The sequence below is a fragment of the Arenicella sp. 4NH20-0111 genome (assembly GCF_040366405.1).
Classification (GTDB): Bacteria; Pseudomonadota; Gammaproteobacteria; order Arenicellales; family Arenicellaceae; genus Arenicella.
In genome coordinates, this window is the sequence record NZ_BAABWF010000001.1 from 426,805 (window position 1) to 446,059 (window position 19,255).

Genomic DNA, 19,255 nt, shown 5'->3' on the forward strand with positions numbered 1-19,255 from the left:
TACTGGACTAGCACTATCAACATTCGCCCCTATGCTAGTAAACTATGAACATGAGCATATTTGGCACATTCCTGATGTTGGGCGTCTTGCAGGGAGCCATTATGGGGGTTGTGCTGCTCGCCAAGTCAAAATCCAAGCCAGCGCTTTTCTATTTAGCGTTGGCAATTTTTGCACTCACAGCAACGCTTCTTAGACTCAGTCTATTTGAATCGACGTTAGACAGAACGGGTGCCCTTTTTGCGGTACCTCTTGCGTCAGACCTATTAATACTGCCTCTGTTTTGGTGTTTTACACTGCGCGTAATCAACCAAGAAATAACTCTATCTCGCCGTGGATTGCCTTGGTTTCTGCCGTGGTTCGTTTTTTTCTCGTATTCCCTTGTGTTCTACCTATTAGCTTTATTCGAACCAACATTAAACGCGAAAAATACCTTGGCGCTTGATTGGGAATATCAGAACATTCGTCAGTTCGAAGACTACATAACCGGCCCTTTTAATACCGTATTGGGTAGCATCATTGTTTGGAAACTTTTCAGCCATATTCACCTGATTAAAGACTGGGTGCCAGACCATCTGAATGAGCGACTAAAGATATATCAAATCTTTTTACTCATGGCATCATTGGCTCTGATTGCTGTGTTTTCTCAATTTTTGAGCCTCTACTTTCTCGAACGCACAAACGCCGCTCCGATTAACAAAACCGCTCAACTGTTCTACGTGGCTATGGTTTATGTGGTTGGCTTTTTGGGCTACCAGTTTACAGCCCTGCCTAGGTTTAAACTGGATTCGGATGTCGCCCAAGAAGTTGACGCATTTACAAACGAAGAAAAGACTTCTCTTAAATCTCTTTTTGAGCGAGGTGCCTATTTAGACCCTAACCTAAATCTAAACACCGTTTCTAGAACACTTGGGCTTTCTGCCAATAAAACGTCTAGTCTTATCAAAGCCATTTCAAACAAAAATTTCAGAGCCTACGTTAACGAACACAGGGTGAATGCGGTCAAAGATAAACTTCAAGACGCAGAAAATGCGCACTATTCAATATTATCATTGGCGTTGGAATGTGGGTTTAAATCCGAAGCAAGCTTTTATCGGGCTTTCAAAGAGTTAACCGGGTCATCTCCAAGTGAGTTCAAAAAGCTCCACCAAACCCAAAAAGTGAGTTTTGAGAGTCGATAGATGGTAAATGAGAGGGATTAAATTGAGCTAACGTTGATGCTAAGTGCTTTACAACTTCAATCCAAGCACCAAACATGAACAAGAAGATTTCTATCAGTCTGCTCGCCGTCGTCACAATCTCGGTCACGATACTTTCTTACCCTTTGGTTTCAAATACAACAGCAAAAAAGCCAGATGATCTTTCTCGTTACGACGACCTAACGACACAAAAGATACGATCTCTGATGGCCGCCGATGGAACCGTCGATGCCCTTATGGTGGCGTCTTCAGATCAGATACTGTTTTCCGAAGGTGTCGTGAGCAAACCTATTAATACTCATTCTATTCGTAAAAGCATCATGAGTATTTTTATCGGCATGAGCCAAGCAGAAGGGATGTTATCGCTCGATCAAACACTACAGGAATTATCAATCGATGATTCAGTGACCCCCTTAACCGACGTTGAAAAAACCGCCACAGTGGAACACTTACTCATGTCACGATCAGGGATCTATATAAGCTCAGCGGGGGAGCACGATGACCAAATAACCAAGCGACCAAACCGTGGTGAACATCGCCCAGGAGAAGTGTATTTCAGTAACAATTGGGACTTTAATGCGCTTGATTCGGTACTTGAAAAGGTCGGGCTACCCACACAACATCGAACGTACGAACTTGCCAGAAAACTTCAATTTGAGGATTTCAACGAAGACCACTTTTACTATCAAACGACAAAGCACTCAGAACATAAGCAGTACACGATGTTTATGTCGGCCAGAGATCTAATTAAAATAGGCCAGTTATTTTTACGCGACGGCCGATCGCATGACGGCACTGAACTAGTCAGCCCAGAGTGGATCAAAAAGTCAACGTCCTCTTACACGCCAATACGCCATCGTGTCTATACCGGTTACGGCTACATGTGGTGGGTAGACAAGGACACGAATACAGTCTGGACAGACGGCTGGGGCGGCCAATTCATGATGATAGACAAAGACAAAGACCTGGTGATTGTCTCGCGCAACAATACAGGCCGACGTCTGGGTGAATTACTCTGGTTGAGTGTCTTAGGAAACGCCAGTAACGGAGCACACAGCAACTTACTCAAGGTTCGTGACATAGTGCTAAACCAACAGTATCTGCGCTCAACTACCTGACTGTACTCCCCACGAAGCATTGACCCAACGGATAAGTTGCTAAGCATGGTTACGCCTTCTAAGGGAGTAGGTCATGATTGATTATCTATCGCTCCACATCTGAACAGACGAAGCAAGTGAGATCGATCTCGTTGAAACATGGTCTGCGCTCGCTCGTCTGATTCAAGGTTTAGCCGCAGTCTTGTGTTTCGGCCTGAGATTTTCAATCACCTGAGTACTCACCCAATAGCTTTTTCCTACCCAATTACGGCTTCCGTCTGTGTTGACATTCCATTGACCTCGGGAAAAAAACAAATATTTTCCATCGTGCGTGACTCGTGGCGAACTTTCCTGAAGTCCGGTATTGATCAGCGACCCCATATTTAGTGCAGGTAACCAAGAACCACTTTTATCCCTAAAACTGATGTAAATATCTGACTTACCATGGCCGTCTTCTCGCTCCACATCCCACATTAAGTACGACTCATCAGGCGCAATGTGTGGGTGAGCAATCCACTTCCCTCGATTAATATTGATGCTCATTTTTACTGGGCTTTCATAACTCCCATCAATGAGGCGTGAGTACCCCAGATTGCCGCGTCCCTCGTCTTCCTCTTTATAAATAGCGAAATAATAGGTCCCTTTGGATGAAAGAGAGATGCCGTGCGCCTGATCCTTTAAAAACTCCCCTTGGCTCTTAGGCTCTGACCATCCAGATTCGGTTCTTTCTCGATACTCTTTTCCACCGTAAAGCAAAGTGCCATCTTTAGAAAATTTCGGCCATCTTATCTCGGTTTCAGCTTCCTGTCCCCACACGCCATCTTCAAGACGAATAATAAAAAATTTACGCTGTTTGTATCTGCCGTTTTTCCGAGAGAAGTAAAATTCCGTCATGTCGGGTGTGAATTCACCTCCCTCAAAGCGACCTTCCGGAGACACCAGCTTAGGGTCAAAGAGTGTTGGTATAGACCCTGGTGGCTTTTCACCAAAGTACGGGCGCACCAAGGTCGGCGATGTTTCCTTACTGTAGGCAGCACCAACCAAAGTAATGACTAAAGAAACCAATAAAACTGTAATACAAGCACGACTCATAGCTTACTTTCCATTTATATCAACGTGTTATCTAACATGTTGATACTTTAAGAAAAGCAAAGTCAAAATGCCTGACGTCCTAATGACTTTTAGATGACTTTATTCTGACGGCAATCAGTTCATCGGACTACGAACCACCTGACTAAGAATGAAAACCCGTCGTTAGGAGCCGATTGGTATTCACCGACCGCTTTGCTTTCATGCGTCCTAATATCATTAAACGAGCACGCTTTCACCTCACCCGCACTGAAGGCGGTGATTGCTAATTTATTGCGAAATTGGCCATAGACCACGCATCATTTTTGGGTACGTTATTGGCTTAAATGAGGTTAGTGATATTTCTCTGACATTTTCCAGCCCTTGCCAAATTAACTTATTGCCCTTTAAGCGCTTGGATGATTTTATTTTACTGAGGTATTGATCTCTTTCATTCGAAGTCGCTTTCCTCAACTCTCCCGCTGTGCCGTAAAGCCTTAATCCAGGTGGAGAAACAAACTGACCCTTAAAAAGTGATTTGAACCAATAAATAAAGCCGCTATTCACCACCATCAAGCATAGGTTTCTATTGCTCATGATATTTAACGGAATAGAGTGCGTGTACTCTTCAAAATAAAATGCTTTAGTCGGGCTTTCTAAAAACAAAAAGCCTATCGGCGTAATGTGAGGGTTCCCTTGAGCATCAACTGTCGCAATGGCGCAATGCTTTGATGAAGCCATGCCCTCTTCAAACGTCGCTTTTACCAACTTCCAATGTGTCTCTATATCCATTTAATACTCGTTTTTTATATGAAACGCCTATGCAAGTGCCGAGTAGTGTGTGCATTTCCAGCGCTTGCGTTCTTGAACTAGTTTTTCGATAAAACTCTTTCTTCAATTGATCTTATACCTGCTTCCATCTTCAGTCTTGCTGAAGAATTAGCGGAATGAACTGTCATTTTCGGTGGGAGGAAGTTATCAACTACGACCGCTTCTTCAATCCAAAGCACAACATCATAGCCGGTTCCTCGATCATCATCCCCTAGATCATGATCTAAACTTAGCTCACTAACAACCCCACTTTTCAAAAGCTCAATCGCCTCAACTGGCCAGTAAACTCGATGCCATCCTTCCGGAGTTACTCGTTCATCATCTAGGTAAACTTTCATGATTCTTCAACTAATATAGAGCCGATCTTGTCGGCTGTTTTTGGCTCGCTGCAACAACGTTGTTCAACAACGTTATTCAACAACGACAGTCTTATCAACCCCGCACTAAAAACGATTCATGGAAGGAGACGGACCCTTGTGGGCAATCACCTCGCAAAATAAGCGCTTGAAAATACTCCAGTGGCACACCGGGAAGCACTAAGTTATCCAGAGGCTTAAAGCCAAAGCGATGATAATAATTAGGGTCTCCAAGCAAAACGCAGCCTTTTGCTTTAATATTTTTCAATTCTTCTAAAGCCACGTTCATCAATTCAGAGCCTATCCCTTTGCCTTGCCTACTAGGAGCAACCGAGATCGGTCCCAGCCCATACCACCCATTAGCGCCATCAGAAATAGTAACTGGAGACACCGCCACGTGCCCTATGATTTGCTCTCGATCTTCTGCAACAAGAGAAATGGACAGCGCCTGCGAGTCTCGGAGTGCCTTAACTATCAATTGTTCAGTATGTTCAGCGTGTGGCGCCTCAAGAAACGCTGCGGTTGTAACGTCATGAATAGCTTGAAAGTCATTGTGTTCTTCTTTGCGGATAATGAGCCTCAATTTAGTTCCCCCTAACAGTTAGCGGTCAACGAAACGATGTCTATTCTCTTGAGAAGGAATCATGCATTCATCATGACTGCCAAATAATGTATAAAAGTAGTCACGAATAGGCGTCGGGATGATCTTAAAAATCCCAAACAAGTACCATAAACCGTTTACGTCTTTGGCTATTTCCAATACAGCCTTAGAAAACAAATAGCATTCATTGTTTTTAATGAGTAAAAAGGTGTCTATACCAATGTTATCAATTTTATGTTCTTGATATTTTGCTTGTGCCAAATCAGATTGCGTGGGTGTGAAAACAAAAAGGGCATCAGGATCTCTTTTAATAATGAAATTTACGGCGCCATTACAAAATTTGCACACGTCATCAAAGACGATTAAGTGTTGTTCAGGCATAAGCACTCAGCAATCGAGTAGGCATTCGATTAACTGTGATTCCAGAGCCGATAGAAACGCATTTCCAACGCATCTTTGCCGACAGTTCCTTCATGTAAAAGTACCTCATGCGGATAACACAAGAGCACCGACAGACACATCTATACCAAAGGTGCCTATATCGCTGATCCTAATGATTCCTATTGTCGAATTGAATCTCCTAACAACCTAGAGTCGAAATTTGATTTCTTTTTAAACCTGTTCAATGTTCTATTTCAATGCACCAACGGCGACACAAAACCAATCACAACAACCAACTAAAAACCCAGCACCTCAGACATCTAGCGCCCTACCCTAACTAACTTTTTCTGTTGCGCCAAACTAGGATAGAAATCAATGCTGAATAAAACAATCGCAACTCCCTTTCTACCTCTCACCCGTGTTTTTCTATTATTTCAGATAATTGCTTCTTTGTCAGTGATCCGCTTTTCCTAGTAACTTCGACCCCATTTTTGAATAAGACCACCGTGGGAAGCCCCCTAACCGCCTGCTTTTTACTGAGTGTTGCATCAAGTGAAACATCAACTTTAACAACAATAATTTGCTGTTTATAAGTCTGTGCCAAATCATTTATTGCTCTATTCATTAGTAAACACGGCCCGCACCATTGAGCCCAAAAGTCCACCAAAACCAATCGCTCTCGAGCCAACACATTGTTCAGTTCGATTTCATTGAAAACGTTAAGTGGCATACCATCAATCGAATCCGTTTTAGCATACGCTCTAAACCAACGTGATATCGGCCACTTACAAATTGCAATGATATTCGTTCCGATTAATGCGAAAAACAACACAAGCCAGCCCAAGATCTTCACGGGGAAATACGCATGTGAGGCATCTTGGATAAACACTTCAATGGTATTCAAATTTTCAGTAACTCTATCTTGCCAGCTCAATCGACCTTCTCCTTACACCCGTGAATCCGATAAACGAATACACTATCCGGCCATTCATGGCCACCATATCTACTTCCATCGTCAACTTTCTGCTTGTTTTGATTTAAGCAAAAACCATACATAGATTAAACACAGAGGCGGAACAAATGCCAAAAGAGTGCCGAAGGCCGTCTTTCGGGCAACATGAATGCCATCTTGCTTAGCCACCAAATTTACTACAAGGCCTCCGAAAACAATTCCCAAGACATAGAAAACGAGGCTTACCCAATCTCCGAGCTGCGTAATATTTATATTCATAACTACTAATATCGTTGCATTTGTATTCTTCTAAACTGAGTAATCCAGATAATTAGATAGATCCGTTGATGGTTAATCATTAAAAGCAATTAGCCACTTGATTATCATTCTAGTTGATGGGCTCAGAGTCGTTTACGCGCCACACGTTTATTAACAAGATGTACGGGAAGTCATCATCCCCAGAGAATTATCCCAATGGCAATTAGGCCTATTGGAATAAGGCTTAATAGAATGAGTTTTGCGCCTTTCTGTAGACTATGGGCTTTATCCTGAATTTCCGCTGCACGATCATTAATCTCTTCAGCTCTTTTGAATTGAACTTCGGTCATTGCGAAGAGCTGCCTCTGAATTTCCAAAGACTCTCTTTGAATAGCCAGTTGTTCTTTTTGGTTCTTAAGAAGTTCCTGAATCTGTTTTTCCATAATTAATTATCAACTTGATTGCTCAAAGTATCTCTTTATCGAGCACGTACTGAGGTTTACTTATTTATGTGTTTGAATCTTTTCACCAACAATAATCACAGAATCAACGGGTATCATCGTATCACCAAAGGGGCTCATGCCTTCATCGTAACGAAACGATTTAACAAAGCCAAAGCCGGCTTCATTCATGAATGATTTTATTTCATCAGTGGTGCGAATGTTAAATCCGTATTGAGTAAACGGAATGCCCTTTAACGCTGTATCGGATCGAATGCCAAACACCGCCCTACCGCCTACCTTAAGCCAGTCAGATATATGACTGAAAAATAATCCCAAATCCTCAATAAAGTAAAGAACGTTGACGCCTAAAATACCGTCGACACTTTCTGTCTCTAAGTTAACCTCCAAACAATCACCGTAGACCACGTCAACGTTGCACTTTGTATTCGACAGTGTTCGGTTAAGCTCAGCGGCCATTGCATCTGACATCTCGATCCCACAATAATGGCCATCAACGCCTATGGCGTCGATGAGTGGCAACGAAAGACAACCGTTCCCGGGCCCAATTTCCACGATTGATTCAGTCTCTTGTGCAGAAAGGGCTTCGATGGTTTTGCGTGTGATAAATTCGTTCAGTTCATTCATTTTGTTGCCAACCTCAAGCCCAACTTCGCCACTAGGGCAAGACAGCTGACTGGCTATTGATCGTAATTCTTGTTCTGACATCTGTGTTTCCTTTATCTAAGCAGTATTTAGAGGCGAGACATTAGTGGGAGTCGTAACACTTTTTAGTGCATCAACACTGCACTACGCACACTTGATAACCCTTTTGATCTTCAATCGGACGTTAGGTTTTGCACTGACTCCGCTATTGCATGCCATTTTACCCTGAGTTCTATATCTCCGCCTAAAGGGTAGCAAATTCAAACGGCATCAAGAGCCTTCTAATTCACACTTCCATTTTTACTCAAGTTTTAACACGGCACAATTAGCATGTCCACACAGGAAGCTTAGACTAAAAAAGACCCTTAGTGAACATCACGAAGGGCCTCTTTGTTTTCTCTCACGCTAGTTATATTAACCAACCTATTACGTTGCTGCACTCATACCGCTACTGGCTAAACGGGTCATAGACAACCACTATTTTCCGCCGGCCATTGCCTCGGCTTTGGCTTTCTCTACTCTGTATTCACTAACCAAACGTTCGTAATGAGTGCCACACACTTTCTTCGCGACCTTTACTTTTTGCCGTGAGCACATGGTCGGTAAGTCTTCGGCACACCATTTGCGACTATCTTGCGCTCGCTCAATTGCCCGTTCTTCGGTGACGCCTGCGCACTCAATGTACACCGTCCAAACCACGTCTCCATCAAACGCACTTTTCACTTCGCGTGACAAAGACCGCACCTCGGCCGCGTTAGCGAAGGCAGACGTTATAATCAAGCCAAGCATGGTGGCCATCACTGTAATTTTCATATTCATCGTTTTCTCCATAGTTAAGTCAAACTGATGTCTACACAATGCAAATGTAGACGTTCAATTCACGACTAGAAGTCGACAGACAATTCCAACCCGTACGTACGTGGTGTGCCAAAAGTACGCACGTATGACGCGGTAATATCTCTAATATCAGATACGTTAGTCAGATAACGTTCATCGGTTAGGTTGTTAACAAAAAGTGCGATAGTCCATCGCTCTGATGGATTAGTGTAGGCAATCCGGCTGCTGACTATTGTGTAGGCTGATTGGCCAACCAATGGGTTATTCTCAGTGGAGAAAAACAAATCGTCCTTATACGCAAAGCCACCTTGCGCTGTCAGATAACCGCCGTTGGCTAGATCATATTCATAGTTTAAATAGCCACTGATTGATGTTTCTGGCGTCTGCGCTAAGCGGTTACCAGAGAAATCTTGGCCGGTACTTTCAACGACAAAGTTTTCCAGTTCACTACTGATAAATGACGCGTTCAAGTTAGCACTTAGACCCGGCATTAAAATCGCTGAAAAATCCAATTCGATACCACTAGATTGCGCGTTACTGGCGTTATCAAGGACGAGTACTGGCAGTGTACCGTTGTTGATCAACGTGAAGACTTGCAGGTCTTTGAAGTCGTTTAAAAACACAGACGCATTCAATCTCATCTTAGAATTGAAAAAGTCCGCTTTGACACCCAGTTCATAGGCAGTCACAAACTCAGGATCAAACGCTTCAAGCTGCAATCGAGCTATTTCAGGATCAAGGTTTAGAAAGCCGCCATTAAAGCCTCCACTTTTAAATCCGCTGGCAATGGATCCGTAAAATAGGGTCGTGTAGTTGGGTCTGAATTCTGCACCAAGTCGGTACGAAAATTTGCTAGCACTGGTTTCTAGACCAGGGAAGTTATAAACCTCAACCGGAGCTGGCCCAAACGTTTCAGGTTCCTCTAAAACGGCATTGGCATTAAACGTTCGCGTTTCATCGGTGTAACGGCCACCCACTGTAAAAGACCAAAGATCATTTACTCGATAGTTTGCTTGTGCGTACGCTGCCGTTGTTTCTAGGTTCTGTTCGTTTACTGAACGAGCAAACAAAATCGGCGCGCCGGCCGCGCTGCCGTCCAAGTCCGCCAGCCCACCTGTGAGAGTTCTAAACGATCGAAAAAGATCGATGGTTTGGTCTTGAACTAGGTCTTCATTAAGGTAAAAAATCCCAGCAAGCCAATCAACCCTATCCGTTGCGCCAGCAAGTCTAAATTCTTGACTGAAGGTTTGAGAATCAACCCCATATTCCGTTTGAAGTAAACTACCGGGACCGCCGTCCGCCTCTTCAGGCAGGGCACGCTCTAGGTCGTCATACGATGTGACAGAGGTAAATGTGGTGTCATCAGTAACATCATAGTCCACTTGAAGGTAACCACCGACCGAATCGAGGTTGATTCGACCAATGCCATTGTAGTTACCGTCCAACTCATTGTCTGGAGATCGGTAACCGAGTCGATCCACGCATTCATTGTTGGAAATTCGTCGATCACTGCATGTTTCGCCTGTAACTGGGTCCAACGTACCTAGTGGGCTAAAACTACTGTTCGGTGAATCTACCTTTGCGCCATGCAAATTGACTAAGATCCTTGTTTTTTCGTTAGGCTCAATCGCTACCAGTGCGCGGTAGGCGGTATTGTCGCTGCCGTTGACGGTAGAGCCATCAAGCAGGTTTTTCCCATAGCCATCCGAATCGGATTTAGAAACGGCCAATCGAGCGCTCACCGTTTCAGACATAGCGCCGGAGACGGCCGCTTCAATCACAGACTTACCGTGGTTGCTAAAACGCCAACGCCCGGATGCACGGGTTTCTCGAGTGGGCTTTTTGGTAATAAACTTAACGGCGCCACCCGTCGTATTACGACCGTAAATTGTGCCTTGAGGGCCTTTTAAAACCTCCACCCGTTCAGCATCAAACAACTGAAACGGACTCAATGCAGGTGAACTCACGTAGACCTCATCGGAATACAATCCCACAGGCCCAGCGTTATTGGTGTTGAGATCATTGAGGCCTGCGCCACGTAAAAATAATAACAATTGACTGCCTTCGCCACTGGAGTTACCGATCTCTAAGCCAGGAACGTATTGCCCGAGCTCTCCGGATTGAGTCACGCCTAACGCGTTTAACTGATCGTCTGAAAAAGCGGCAATGGCAATTGGAATATCTTGAACACTCTCTGATTTTTTTTGCGCCGTCACAATCAACTCATCAAGGAAAAGTTCTTCGGCTTCTACCTGTTGAAAAGAGTCAGCTTGAGCGGATTCTAATCGATCAAGATCAGCTTCTTGAGCCACTGAAAACGAGCTCGTCACAGCCGCAGTCGTCATCGCGAGATACAGCGCGTTACGCTGAAATAACTTTGATTTATTCATTATATTCCACAATCTGTCTAGTAAAACGGTGCGCATACTAACAAATATGATCGCGTCTAGACTGTAAAATACTGTCAGTTTGGAGCTTTCGAAATAATCTACGATCGCTCCGCAAAGTCAAAGCAACATAAGTCCTCTATAAATCAGACAAAACGAATAAAATGCAGTTAAGAAGTCCTCATATTTCCAATGAGGGCTGGGATCAGCGGCGTTTTGGTAACAAAAAGCGGGGAAGTTGCGGCGTTTTTCCTTAGAAACGCCGCAATGATGCTACAAAATAGCAGGCAAATGTAAGCCATTGTCGTTTGCGCATTCCACGGCTTCCTCATAGCCCGCATCCGCATGACGCATAACGCCAGTCGCCGGGTCGTTCCAGAGAACTCTCTCCAAGCGTCTGGCAGCGTCGTCCGTACCATCGGCAAGAATTACCATCCCTGAGTGCTGAGAGAACCCCATTCCAACCCCACCACCATGATGTAGACTGACCCAAGTTGCACCAGATGCCGTATTGAGTAGCGCATTTAACAGTGGCCAATCGGAAACCGCGCTCGAACCATCTTTCATGGATTCCGTTTCTCTATTCGGACTGGCAACCGACCCACTGTCTAAGTGGTCACGGCCTATCACAACCGGAGCGCTCAGCTCTCCATTTTTGACCATCTCATTAAATGCCAGTCCAAGACGATGACGATCACCCAAACCAACCCAACATATACGTGCTGGTAGACCTTGGAAGTCTATACGCTCGCGAGCCATGTCTAACCAACGATGAAGATGCTTATCATCTGGCATCAGTTCTTTTACTTTTTGATCTGTCTTATAGATGTCTTCTGGATCTCCTGAAAGCGCAACCCATCGAAATGGGCCGACTCCGCGACAAAACAATGGCCGGATATAAGCCGGTACAAAGCCTGGAAAATCAAACGCATTTTCCAATCCTTCTTCAAAGGCGACTTGTCTGATGTTATTGCCATAGTCGAGAGTCGCAATTCCTTGGTGCCAGAAATCCAGCATTGCTTTCACGTGAACCTTCATGGAGGCCCGCGCCGCGGCGACCACTTCTTCGGGAGCAGACACACGCTTGAGCTTCCACTCTTCGATCGTCCAGTTTTGCGGTAGATACCCATTTAATGGGTCATGTGCCGATGTTTGATCGGTGACGATATCGGGTTTTATGCCTCGCTTAACCAGTTCGGGAAAGATATCGGCTGCGTTAGCGCATAAAGCGACAGTCTTAGCCTCTCCGGCCGCCGTCCAACGGTTGATTTTTTCAAGCGCTTCGTCAAGTGTGTCTGCCTTTTCGTCCACGTATCGAGTACGTAATCTAAACTCGATGCTTTGTGGATCACATTCTATCGCCAAACAACAGGCGCCAGCCATTGCCGCGGCCAAAGGTTGCGCGCCGCCCATACCACCAAGACCAGCGGTTAGGATCCACTTACCACTCAGGTTTCCACCAAAATGTTGACGACCAGCCTCCACAAAGGTCTCGTAGGTGCCTTGCACAATTCCCTGACTGCCAATGTAAATCCAAGAACCGGCGGTCATTTGCCCGTACATCATGAGTCCTTTTTTATCGAGCTCATTAAAATGATCCCAATTAGCCCAATGAGGTACTAAGTTGGAGTTCGCGATGAGCACTCGAGGCGCATCCGCGTGAGTCCTAAACACACCCACCGGCTTTCCGGACTGAACCAACAAGGTTTCGTTTTCCTCAAGGTTTTTTAACGTATCCGCGATCGAGTCAAAATCTTTCCATGTTCTCGCTGCCTTGCCAATTCCTCCATAAACAACCAGTTCATCAGGATTTTCAGCGACTTCTCTATCAAGATTATTGTGCAGCATCCGGTACGGAGCTTCCGTAGCCCATGACTTACACGTCAATTCACTCCCAATGGGACTCTTAATATTTCGTTTTGTATCTAAGGATTGATTCATGTCTATTACTCTGGTTGATGCACAGATTACACCGCGCTGGGTTTTGCCTCTGTCTTACTCATTGTTTGTAGATTCATTTCTATTGAATTTAGTACGTCTGCAAGCAATGACTGCAGCGCAGAAGCCCTAGCCTCATCGAATTCAAATGGAGGCCGCTCTGTTTTTAAATAGGCTCGTTGTGCCAATTCCATTTGCAAAGCATGCACACCAGTCTCGGGCCTGCCATAATGACGCGTGGTCCACCCGCCTTTGAAGCGCCCATTGATGACGTGACTGTAGTCGTTGTTACTCCGACAAATTGCTTCAACGTCTTGGCTGATTTTCTGCGTGCACGTCTGTCCCAGATTGGTTCCAATATTTAATACCGGAAGTTCGTTATCAAATAAGAAAGGGATTTCAGACCTAATTGAATGGCAATCATATAAAAGCACGTCGTTATGATGCTCTTTTAACCGAGATATCTCGGCTTGCAAGCTTCGATGGTACACCTCATGAAAGTCTCGCCGCCGCCGCGCAATACAATCCGAATCAGGCTTGTTAAGCCAAATAGATGCCCCATCAAAGGTGGTCATGGGCACCAAATCCGTGGTGCTCTTACCCGGATAGAGACTAACCCCACTGGGGTCTCTATTTGCGTCGATCACATAACGACTAAAATTCGCCCTAACCACAGTCGCATTTTTCAGCAAGCCTTCGTACAGCGCGGGTATGTGCCAATCCGTATCCAATAGCTGTCGCCCAACGTCGTTTAGCTGCGCGTAAATTTCCTCAGGCACAAACGTTCCTGAGTGTGGTTGACCGAGAATGACGGGGCTTGACCCCTGTATTACCTCAACGGCGTTCATTAGCTCAATGTCAGCCGTTGGGTTTCGCCAAACACAACCAGTTCGGTTGAATTGCGAAGAAGGTCTGCGAGCGCTTCAATGTCGGCACTGACCATACGATCATCATTCAAGGTTGGGCAGCGTTTTCGAATACATTCAATCGCCTCCTGCAAACTTTTACTGGTGGTCAACGGAGCTCTCAGCTCGATGCCTTGCGCACCAGCCATCGCCTCAACACTGAGTATTGCCGATAGATTTTTATTCATCTCAAGCAGCCTTCTAGCAGCGTGGCAAGCCATGGACACGTGGTCTTCTTGGTTAGCTGAAGTTGGTGTTGAATCAACTGACCTTGGGTTTGCAAGCGCTTTGTTTTCACTCATCAAAGCGGCCGATGTGACCTCCGCAATCATCAATCCAGATTTTAGGCCGGGGTCTGGTGCTAAAAATGCGGGCAAACCAAAACTAAGCGCTGGATCCACTAATAGGGCAACACGTCGTTGTGAAATGCACCCTATTTCTGAGATGCATAACGCAATTTGATCTGCGGCCAGCGCAACCGGTTCGGCATGAAAATTGCCTCCTGATACAATTTGACCGTCCGATAGCACCAACGGATTATCGGTTACTGCATTAGATTCAGTCTCAAGCACCCGACCAGCAAACGTTAGTTGATCCATGCAAGCGCCAATAACTTGTGGCGCGCACCTTAGGCAATACGGGTCTTGAACTCGTTCGTCACCTTCCTGATGACTCATCCGAATTTCCGAGCCCGCTAACAGCTGCCTAAGCCTACCGGCACTGCTTATTTGACCTTGATGACCACGCAACTGATGAATTTCATCGTGAAACGGCGCACTTGATCCCATGGCTGCATCGATGGAAAGCGCGGTCGTCGTGATGGATGCAATGGTCAAACGCCAAGCCCCAAACAACCCCGCTAAGGCAAGTGCCGTAGAGGCTTGAGTACCATTTAGCAATGCCAAACCTTCTTTTGCTTGTAGAACAATCGGTGTCAGCCCAGCCGAACTCAGGGCTTTGTTTGACGCCATTCGGACACCCTTATAAAACACCTCGCCTTCGCCAATGAGAGCGGCGGCCATATGAGCTAAGGGTGCCAGATCGCCAGATGCACCAACGGACCCTTGTGCGGGAATCACTGGAATGATGTCAAACTTAATAAGATCTTGCAGTAGGGTCACAACCTCGAGGCGTACACCTGAAGCACCGCGCCCTAAAGACAAACATTTTAATGCGATGATTAACCTAACGACCTTTGTGGGCAGAGGATCACCAAAGCCCGCGCAATGTGAGCGGACCAAGTTCCTTTGCAACTGTGCTAATTTATCGTCGTCAATACGAACCGAGGCGAGCTTGCCAAAGCCGGTATTTACGCCATAGATTGTTTCTTGGCTTTTGATGCGCTCACGCAATCTAGAAGCGCCTTTTTCAATAAGTGCCGCGCTATCAGGTGAGAGCTCAAAATACGCCTCACCTTCAAAAAAGTCCTCCAGTTGCTCAAGAGAGACCTGGCCGGGTGTCAATATGATCGTCATGTTGTTTTCCTAAAAATGTATTCGTCGCGTTAGTGGATTTCCGCCTACCCAATACGTTAGCTCAGCGGGGTGCTCCACATTCCATAGGCAAAAATCTGCTTTTTTACCTGATTCAATGGTTCCATAGTCTTCAGACAAACCTAGCGCACTAGCGGCGCATCGTGTGGCTCCAGCCAAAGCCTCTTCGGGTGTCAATGCAAACTGGTTACACGCCATGTTCATTGCCGTTAGTAGCGAGGAAATTGGTGAGCTACCGGGGTTACAGTCTGTTGCCACAGCGATATCCACGCCCTGCGCTCGCAAGGTGTCTATCGGCGGCTTTTGAGATTCGTTTAGTGTGTAATAGGCACCAGGCAAGAGGACCGCAACGGCACCGGATCTGGCAAAGGTCGAAACGTCTTTATCAGCAAGGTATTCAAGATGATCGGCGGACAGTCCCTCGTATCGAGCCACCAACAACGCCCCTTCTTGATTGGTTAATTGTTCAGCGTGTAACTTCACAGGTAAGCCGAGTGTGCGTGCCTCTTTAAACACTCTTTCGACCTGCTCGTTGGAAAACGCAATGTCTTCGCAGAACGCATCTACGGCATCGACTAACCCTTTAGCTGCGGCCTCGTGCAAACCGGCGATGACAACGTCATCGATATACTGGTCTGATCTGCCGGCATACTCTTTTGGTATGGCGTGGGCCGCCAACCACGTTGTGACAATTTTCACTTTGCGTGATTGTTCTAATTGACGAGCGACCTTTAGCATTCTGATTTCGTCTTTAACAGTAAGCCCGTAGCCTGATTTAATTTCAACCACCGCAACGCCTTCACTAAGAAGCGAGTCTAAACGCATTAATGCTGTTTCAAATAATTGATCTTCTGACGCGGCACGTGTCGCGTTAACGGTTGACACAATGCCTCCGCCCTGTCGAGAAATTTCCTCGTAACTGGCGCCTTTAAGCCTTAGCTCAAACTCTCCCGCTCGGTTACCACCAAATACAAGATGCGTATGACAATCTATCAACGCAGGAGTAACGAGCTTGCCATTTAATGACTCCTTGGCATATCCGACGAAAGCCCTTGGGACTTCTTTGACTAATCCTACCCATTGCACTCTGCCACCAGAAACGGCAATGCCTGCCCCCTCGATCAAGCCGTAGTTAGGCTGCCCTTTTTGCATGGTTGCGACCACGCAATCAACATAGAGAATGTCAGTGTGTTCGGAGCTTGTCATTGAAAAAAGAAGGAGAGGCAATTATTATGTATGCACATATTATAAATACATAATCAATCAAATGACAACCACCCTATTCGCAAGGCAAGCTCTCACCGCCTCTGGTTGGCGAAAGAACGTCTCAATTGACATAGATTCTGACGGCAAGATATCCGCAATCTCGGACGCAAGTGTCATGCCGCAAAATGCGTATGGTGTGCTGTTGCCATCAATTGGAAATCTTCACAGTCATAGCTTTCAACGCGCCATGGCGGGATTGGCTGAAAAAAGCAGCGATAAGCCCTTCGATGATTTTTGGACTTGGCGACAAGTCATGTATCGTTTCTTGGAATTACTGACTCCCGAAGACGTGGTGTCAATATCAGCGATGGTGCAAATGGAAATGCTTGAGAGTGGTTACGCCTCAGTGGCTGAGTTTCATTACCTGCACCACGGACCCGCTGGCCAAAGATACGATCAAGTAGATGAAATGTCCGCCTGCCTGTTTCGCTCCGCTATGGAAACCGGCATTGGCTACACTCACTTACCCGTTCTGTACACTCGTGGGGGGCTCGATAACAGAGCGTTAAATTCAGGTCAGCAGCGGTTTGGCTGCTCAATGGATGAATTCGAATTTTTGCATAGCACCTTGAACACAAAGCTCTCCGAACTGCCCAATGACTTCGTGTTAGGTGTTGCCCCTCATTCCTTGAGAGCCGTGTCATCAGAACAACTTCATCTAGTCTCGAGCCTATCAAATGAGACACCAATTCACATCCACATTGCAGAGCAACAAAATGAGGTAGATGAAGTGTCCTCCTACCTAGGGAGCCCTCCTGTACGCTGGCTACTTGATAATCTGGACGTTAATGATCGTTGGTGCTTGATACACGCAACTCACGCCAATAACGATGAAATAAGAGACATGGCAAATGCAAATGCAATCGCAGGCCTGTGTCCCATCACAGAGGCCAACCTTGGGGACGGAATTTTTGATGCCAAATCTTTCGTTGAACAAAACGGCAGGTTTGGCATTGGTTCTGATTCCAACGTCAAAATTGCTTTAAGTGAAGAGCTCAGAATGTTAGAAGTGTCGCAACGACTACGAGATCAACGAAGAGTGGTGCTTACCGATGACACAACTTCGTCCAACGGACGTTTTCTATATGAGCGAGCGGCCTTAGGGGGCGCTACTGCGTTAGGTCGCAATAGTGGCGCAATTCAAATAGGAACCCTGGCTGATTTAGTGGCCCTTGATGATCAACACCCGATGTTAATCGAACTCGACTCGGATACGATCTTAGATACTTGGATATTCGCGTCATCTGATGATATTGTCACCGACGTTTGGGCTGCAGGTAGACACATGGTCAAAGCAGGATCCCACATTAAACACTCTGACATTTCAATTAGATATAAAGATACCATCAGCAAACTCCGAAAAGCACTATGACCAATCACTCACATCACAGCGTACGAGAGTCAATTCGAACGAGAATTGAAAATGGTGAGTGGAGTCTTGGCGCGCTGATTCCAGCAGAAAAAGATCTATCAACTGAATACGGTTGTGCTCGAACCACGATCAACCGAGCGTTACAAGCACTTGCAGACGAAGGACTCCTCATACGCAAACGCAAGGGCGGAACACGAGTTTGTGCAATGCCCGTTCGATATGCGAAATTCGAGATTCCCATAATCAGAGAACAGGTCGAAGCCAAAGGCGATCAATATCGGCATGAGCTTGTTTGCAAAAAACGTGAAATACCGCCGAGTGATATACGAGCCAAGCTGAACATCGAAGACCAAGAAAAAGCGCTCTACTTAGAAACGATCCACTTTTCGAATTCCGCACCGTTAGCGGTTGAAGAACGCTGGGTTAACACTCAGGCGGTTCCGGAGATACTGCAGGCAAGCTTTGACGATATAAGCGTGAATGAATGGCTTGTAAAAACAGTTCCTTTTTCAAGTGGAGATGTTTTATTCAGTGCGCAAAATATGAACGAAAAAATTGCGGCCGCACTTAAAAGTGACGCCGGTAAAGCCACTTTTGTCGTTGACCGAACCACGTGGGTCGGAGACGAATTTATAACGGCCATTAAGCTCTATTATCAGTCTGGTTTTGAACTCTATACCCAACTTTAAAACAGGGTCAAAATAGAGACGACCTCTTTAACTGCTCTTTTTTACGATCTTCAATACGAGCTTTCAAGCTAGGCTGAATCAATGATGTACCGATGTCGCCATGGTTTGGTACGGAAGAATTGAGCTGATTTCTAAGTTCTAATTTGAGCCTCTCATACAAAATTCTCAACTGTGAATTGTCGACTGTCGCAGCGCGATTGGCTACTTTCAGCAGAACTTCGGGGTCTTGAAGCTTTATTACATCCCCATTGTGTTCATGTAATTCACGCACAAATTTTGACAGAATCAGAATTCCAGTGCTATTTAGATCCCCAACCGTGATGTCTTGTAGACTTAGTTTCATATGCCACCTTTTTCCTGCGCCTCCTTATGCCCTAACACCCCTCCTTCGTGTTTTGCAGCGGGGTAACCACATGACCACTATTAACTATGGGATCAAACTACACCAAAATTCCACTCTTTTTAGAGCGCGCTGAATTCCACCGTTATTGTGCGACCATAAACACGCCTCTACTCTCATAC

Annotated in this window: 20 protein-coding genes; 4 read left to right on the forward strand and 16 right to left on the reverse strand. The window is 45.6% G+C overall.

What is annotated here, in order from left to right; translation table 11 throughout:
- The first annotated feature begins 50 nt into the window (after positions 1 to 50).
- Positions 51 to 1,178: a helix-turn-helix domain-containing protein gene (locus ABWW54_RS01810; protein WP_353409503.1), complete on the forward strand. Its 1,128-nt coding sequence runs from the start codon at positions 51 to 53 to the stop codon at positions 1,176 to 1,178.
- A 74-nt stretch (positions 1,179 to 1,252) separates the two neighbouring features.
- Positions 1,253 to 2,314, forward strand: a complete 1,062-nt coding sequence (locus tag ABWW54_RS01815) for a serine hydrolase domain-containing protein (protein WP_353409505.1) — start codon at positions 1,253 to 1,255, stop codon at positions 2,312 to 2,314.
- A 162-nt stretch (positions 2,315 to 2,476) separates the two neighbouring features.
- Here the strand turns inward: ABWW54_RS01815 and ABWW54_RS01820 are convergent, their stop codons facing one another.
- The 15 genes from ABWW54_RS01820 to hutI form a co-directional block, all read right to left on the reverse strand.
- Positions 2,477 to 3,385, reverse strand: a complete 909-nt coding sequence (locus ABWW54_RS01820) for a TolB-like translocation protein (protein WP_353409507.1) — start codon at positions 3,383 to 3,385, stop codon at positions 2,477 to 2,479.
- A 267-nt stretch (positions 3,386 to 3,652) separates the two neighbouring features.
- On the reverse strand, positions 3,653 to 4,153 hold the full coding sequence (locus tag ABWW54_RS01825) for a pyridoxamine 5'-phosphate oxidase family protein (RefSeq protein WP_353409509.1): 501 nt from the start codon (positions 4,151 to 4,153) through the stop codon (positions 3,653 to 3,655).
- A 77-nt stretch (positions 4,154 to 4,230) separates the two neighbouring features.
- Entirely contained in the window at positions 4,231 to 4,530 is a 300-nt protein-coding gene (locus ABWW54_RS01830) for a cyclic-phosphate processing receiver domain-containing protein (RefSeq protein WP_353409510.1), read from the reverse strand.
- A gap of 94 nt (positions 4,531 to 4,624) precedes the next feature.
- Positions 4,625 to 5,131: a GNAT family N-acetyltransferase gene (locus ABWW54_RS01835; RefSeq protein ID WP_353409512.1), complete on the reverse strand. Its 507-nt coding sequence runs from the start codon at positions 5,129 to 5,131 to the stop codon at positions 4,625 to 4,627.
- Positions 5,132 to 5,149: 18 nt separating this feature from the next.
- Positions 5,150 to 5,530 carry a thiol-disulfide oxidoreductase DCC family protein gene (locus tag ABWW54_RS01840; protein ID WP_353409514.1) on the reverse strand — a complete coding sequence of 127 codons (381 nt, stop codon included), beginning with the start codon at positions 5,528 to 5,530 and terminating at the stop codon, positions 5,150 to 5,152.
- 412 nt (positions 5,531 to 5,942) lie between these two features.
- Entirely contained in the window at positions 5,943 to 6,464 is a 522-nt protein-coding gene (locus ABWW54_RS01845; protein ID WP_353409516.1) for a thioredoxin family protein, read from the reverse strand.
- An 81-nt stretch (positions 6,465 to 6,545) separates the two neighbouring features.
- On the reverse strand, positions 6,546 to 6,761 hold the full coding sequence (locus ABWW54_RS01850; RefSeq protein ID WP_353409518.1) for a hypothetical protein: 216 nt from the start codon (positions 6,759 to 6,761) through the stop codon (positions 6,546 to 6,548).
- Between the two features lie 173 nt (positions 6,762 to 6,934).
- Positions 6,935 to 7,183 (reverse strand): hypothetical protein, encoded by a 249-nt coding sequence (locus ABWW54_RS01855; RefSeq protein ID WP_353409520.1) that lies wholly within the window; start codon positions 7,181 to 7,183, stop codon positions 6,935 to 6,937.
- Positions 7,184 to 7,243: 60 nt separating this feature from the next.
- The gene (locus ABWW54_RS01860; RefSeq protein WP_353409522.1) at positions 7,244 to 7,909 is read right to left on the reverse strand and encodes a class I SAM-dependent methyltransferase; all 666 of its coding nucleotides are present in this window, start codon (positions 7,907 to 7,909) and stop codon (positions 7,244 to 7,246) included.
- 414 nt (positions 7,910 to 8,323) lie between these two features.
- Positions 8,324 to 8,665 (reverse strand): hypothetical protein, encoded by a 342-nt coding sequence (locus ABWW54_RS01865; RefSeq protein ID WP_353409524.1) that lies wholly within the window; start codon positions 8,663 to 8,665, stop codon positions 8,324 to 8,326.
- A 65-nt stretch (positions 8,666 to 8,730) separates the two neighbouring features.
- Entirely contained in the window at positions 8,731 to 11,073 is a 2,343-nt protein-coding gene (locus ABWW54_RS01870; RefSeq protein ID WP_353409526.1) for a TonB-dependent receptor, read from the reverse strand.
- A 270-nt stretch (positions 11,074 to 11,343) separates the two neighbouring features.
- Complete coding sequence (hutU, locus tag ABWW54_RS01875) at positions 11,344 to 13,011, reverse strand: urocanate hydratase (RefSeq protein ID WP_353409528.1); 1,668 nt, start codon at positions 13,009 to 13,011, stop codon at positions 11,344 to 11,346.
- Positions 13,012 to 13,037: 26 nt separating this feature from the next.
- Positions 13,038 to 13,856 (reverse strand): N-formylglutamate deformylase, encoded by an 819-nt coding sequence (hutG, locus tag ABWW54_RS01880; RefSeq protein ID WP_353409530.1) that lies wholly within the window; start codon positions 13,854 to 13,856, stop codon positions 13,038 to 13,040.
- A complete protein-coding gene (gene hutH, locus ABWW54_RS01885) occupies positions 13,856 to 15,388 on the reverse strand; it encodes a histidine ammonia-lyase (RefSeq protein ID WP_353409532.1) in 1,533 nt (510 codons plus the stop codon). The genes hutG and hutH overlap by 1 nt, the downstream gene beginning before the upstream one ends.
- Before the next feature lie 9 nt (positions 15,389 to 15,397).
- Positions 15,398 to 16,612 carry an imidazolonepropionase gene (gene hutI, locus ABWW54_RS01890; RefSeq protein ID WP_353409534.1) on the reverse strand — a complete coding sequence of 405 codons (1,215 nt, stop codon included), beginning with the start codon at positions 16,610 to 16,612 and terminating at the stop codon, positions 15,398 to 15,400.
- 61 nt (positions 16,613 to 16,673) lie between these two features.
- Here hutI and ABWW54_RS01895 point away from each other — a divergent pair, with 61 nt between their 5' ends.
- Positions 16,674 to 18,044, forward strand: a complete 1,371-nt coding sequence (locus ABWW54_RS01895) for a formimidoylglutamate deiminase (RefSeq protein ID WP_353409536.1) — start codon at positions 16,674 to 16,676, stop codon at positions 18,042 to 18,044.
- On the forward strand, positions 18,041 to 18,733 hold the full coding sequence (gene hutC / locus ABWW54_RS01900) for a histidine utilization transcriptional repressor HutC (protein WP_353409538.1): 693 nt from the start codon (positions 18,041 to 18,043) through the stop codon (positions 18,731 to 18,733). The genes ABWW54_RS01895 and hutC overlap by 4 nt, the downstream gene beginning before the upstream one ends.
- A 7-nt stretch (positions 18,734 to 18,740) precedes the next feature.
- Here the strand turns inward: hutC and ABWW54_RS01905 are convergent, their stop codons facing one another.
- On the reverse strand, positions 18,741 to 19,076 hold the full coding sequence (locus ABWW54_RS01905; RefSeq protein ID WP_353409540.1) for a hypothetical protein: 336 nt from the start codon (positions 19,074 to 19,076) through the stop codon (positions 18,741 to 18,743).
- Between the last annotated feature and the right edge of the window lie 179 nt (positions 19,077 to 19,255).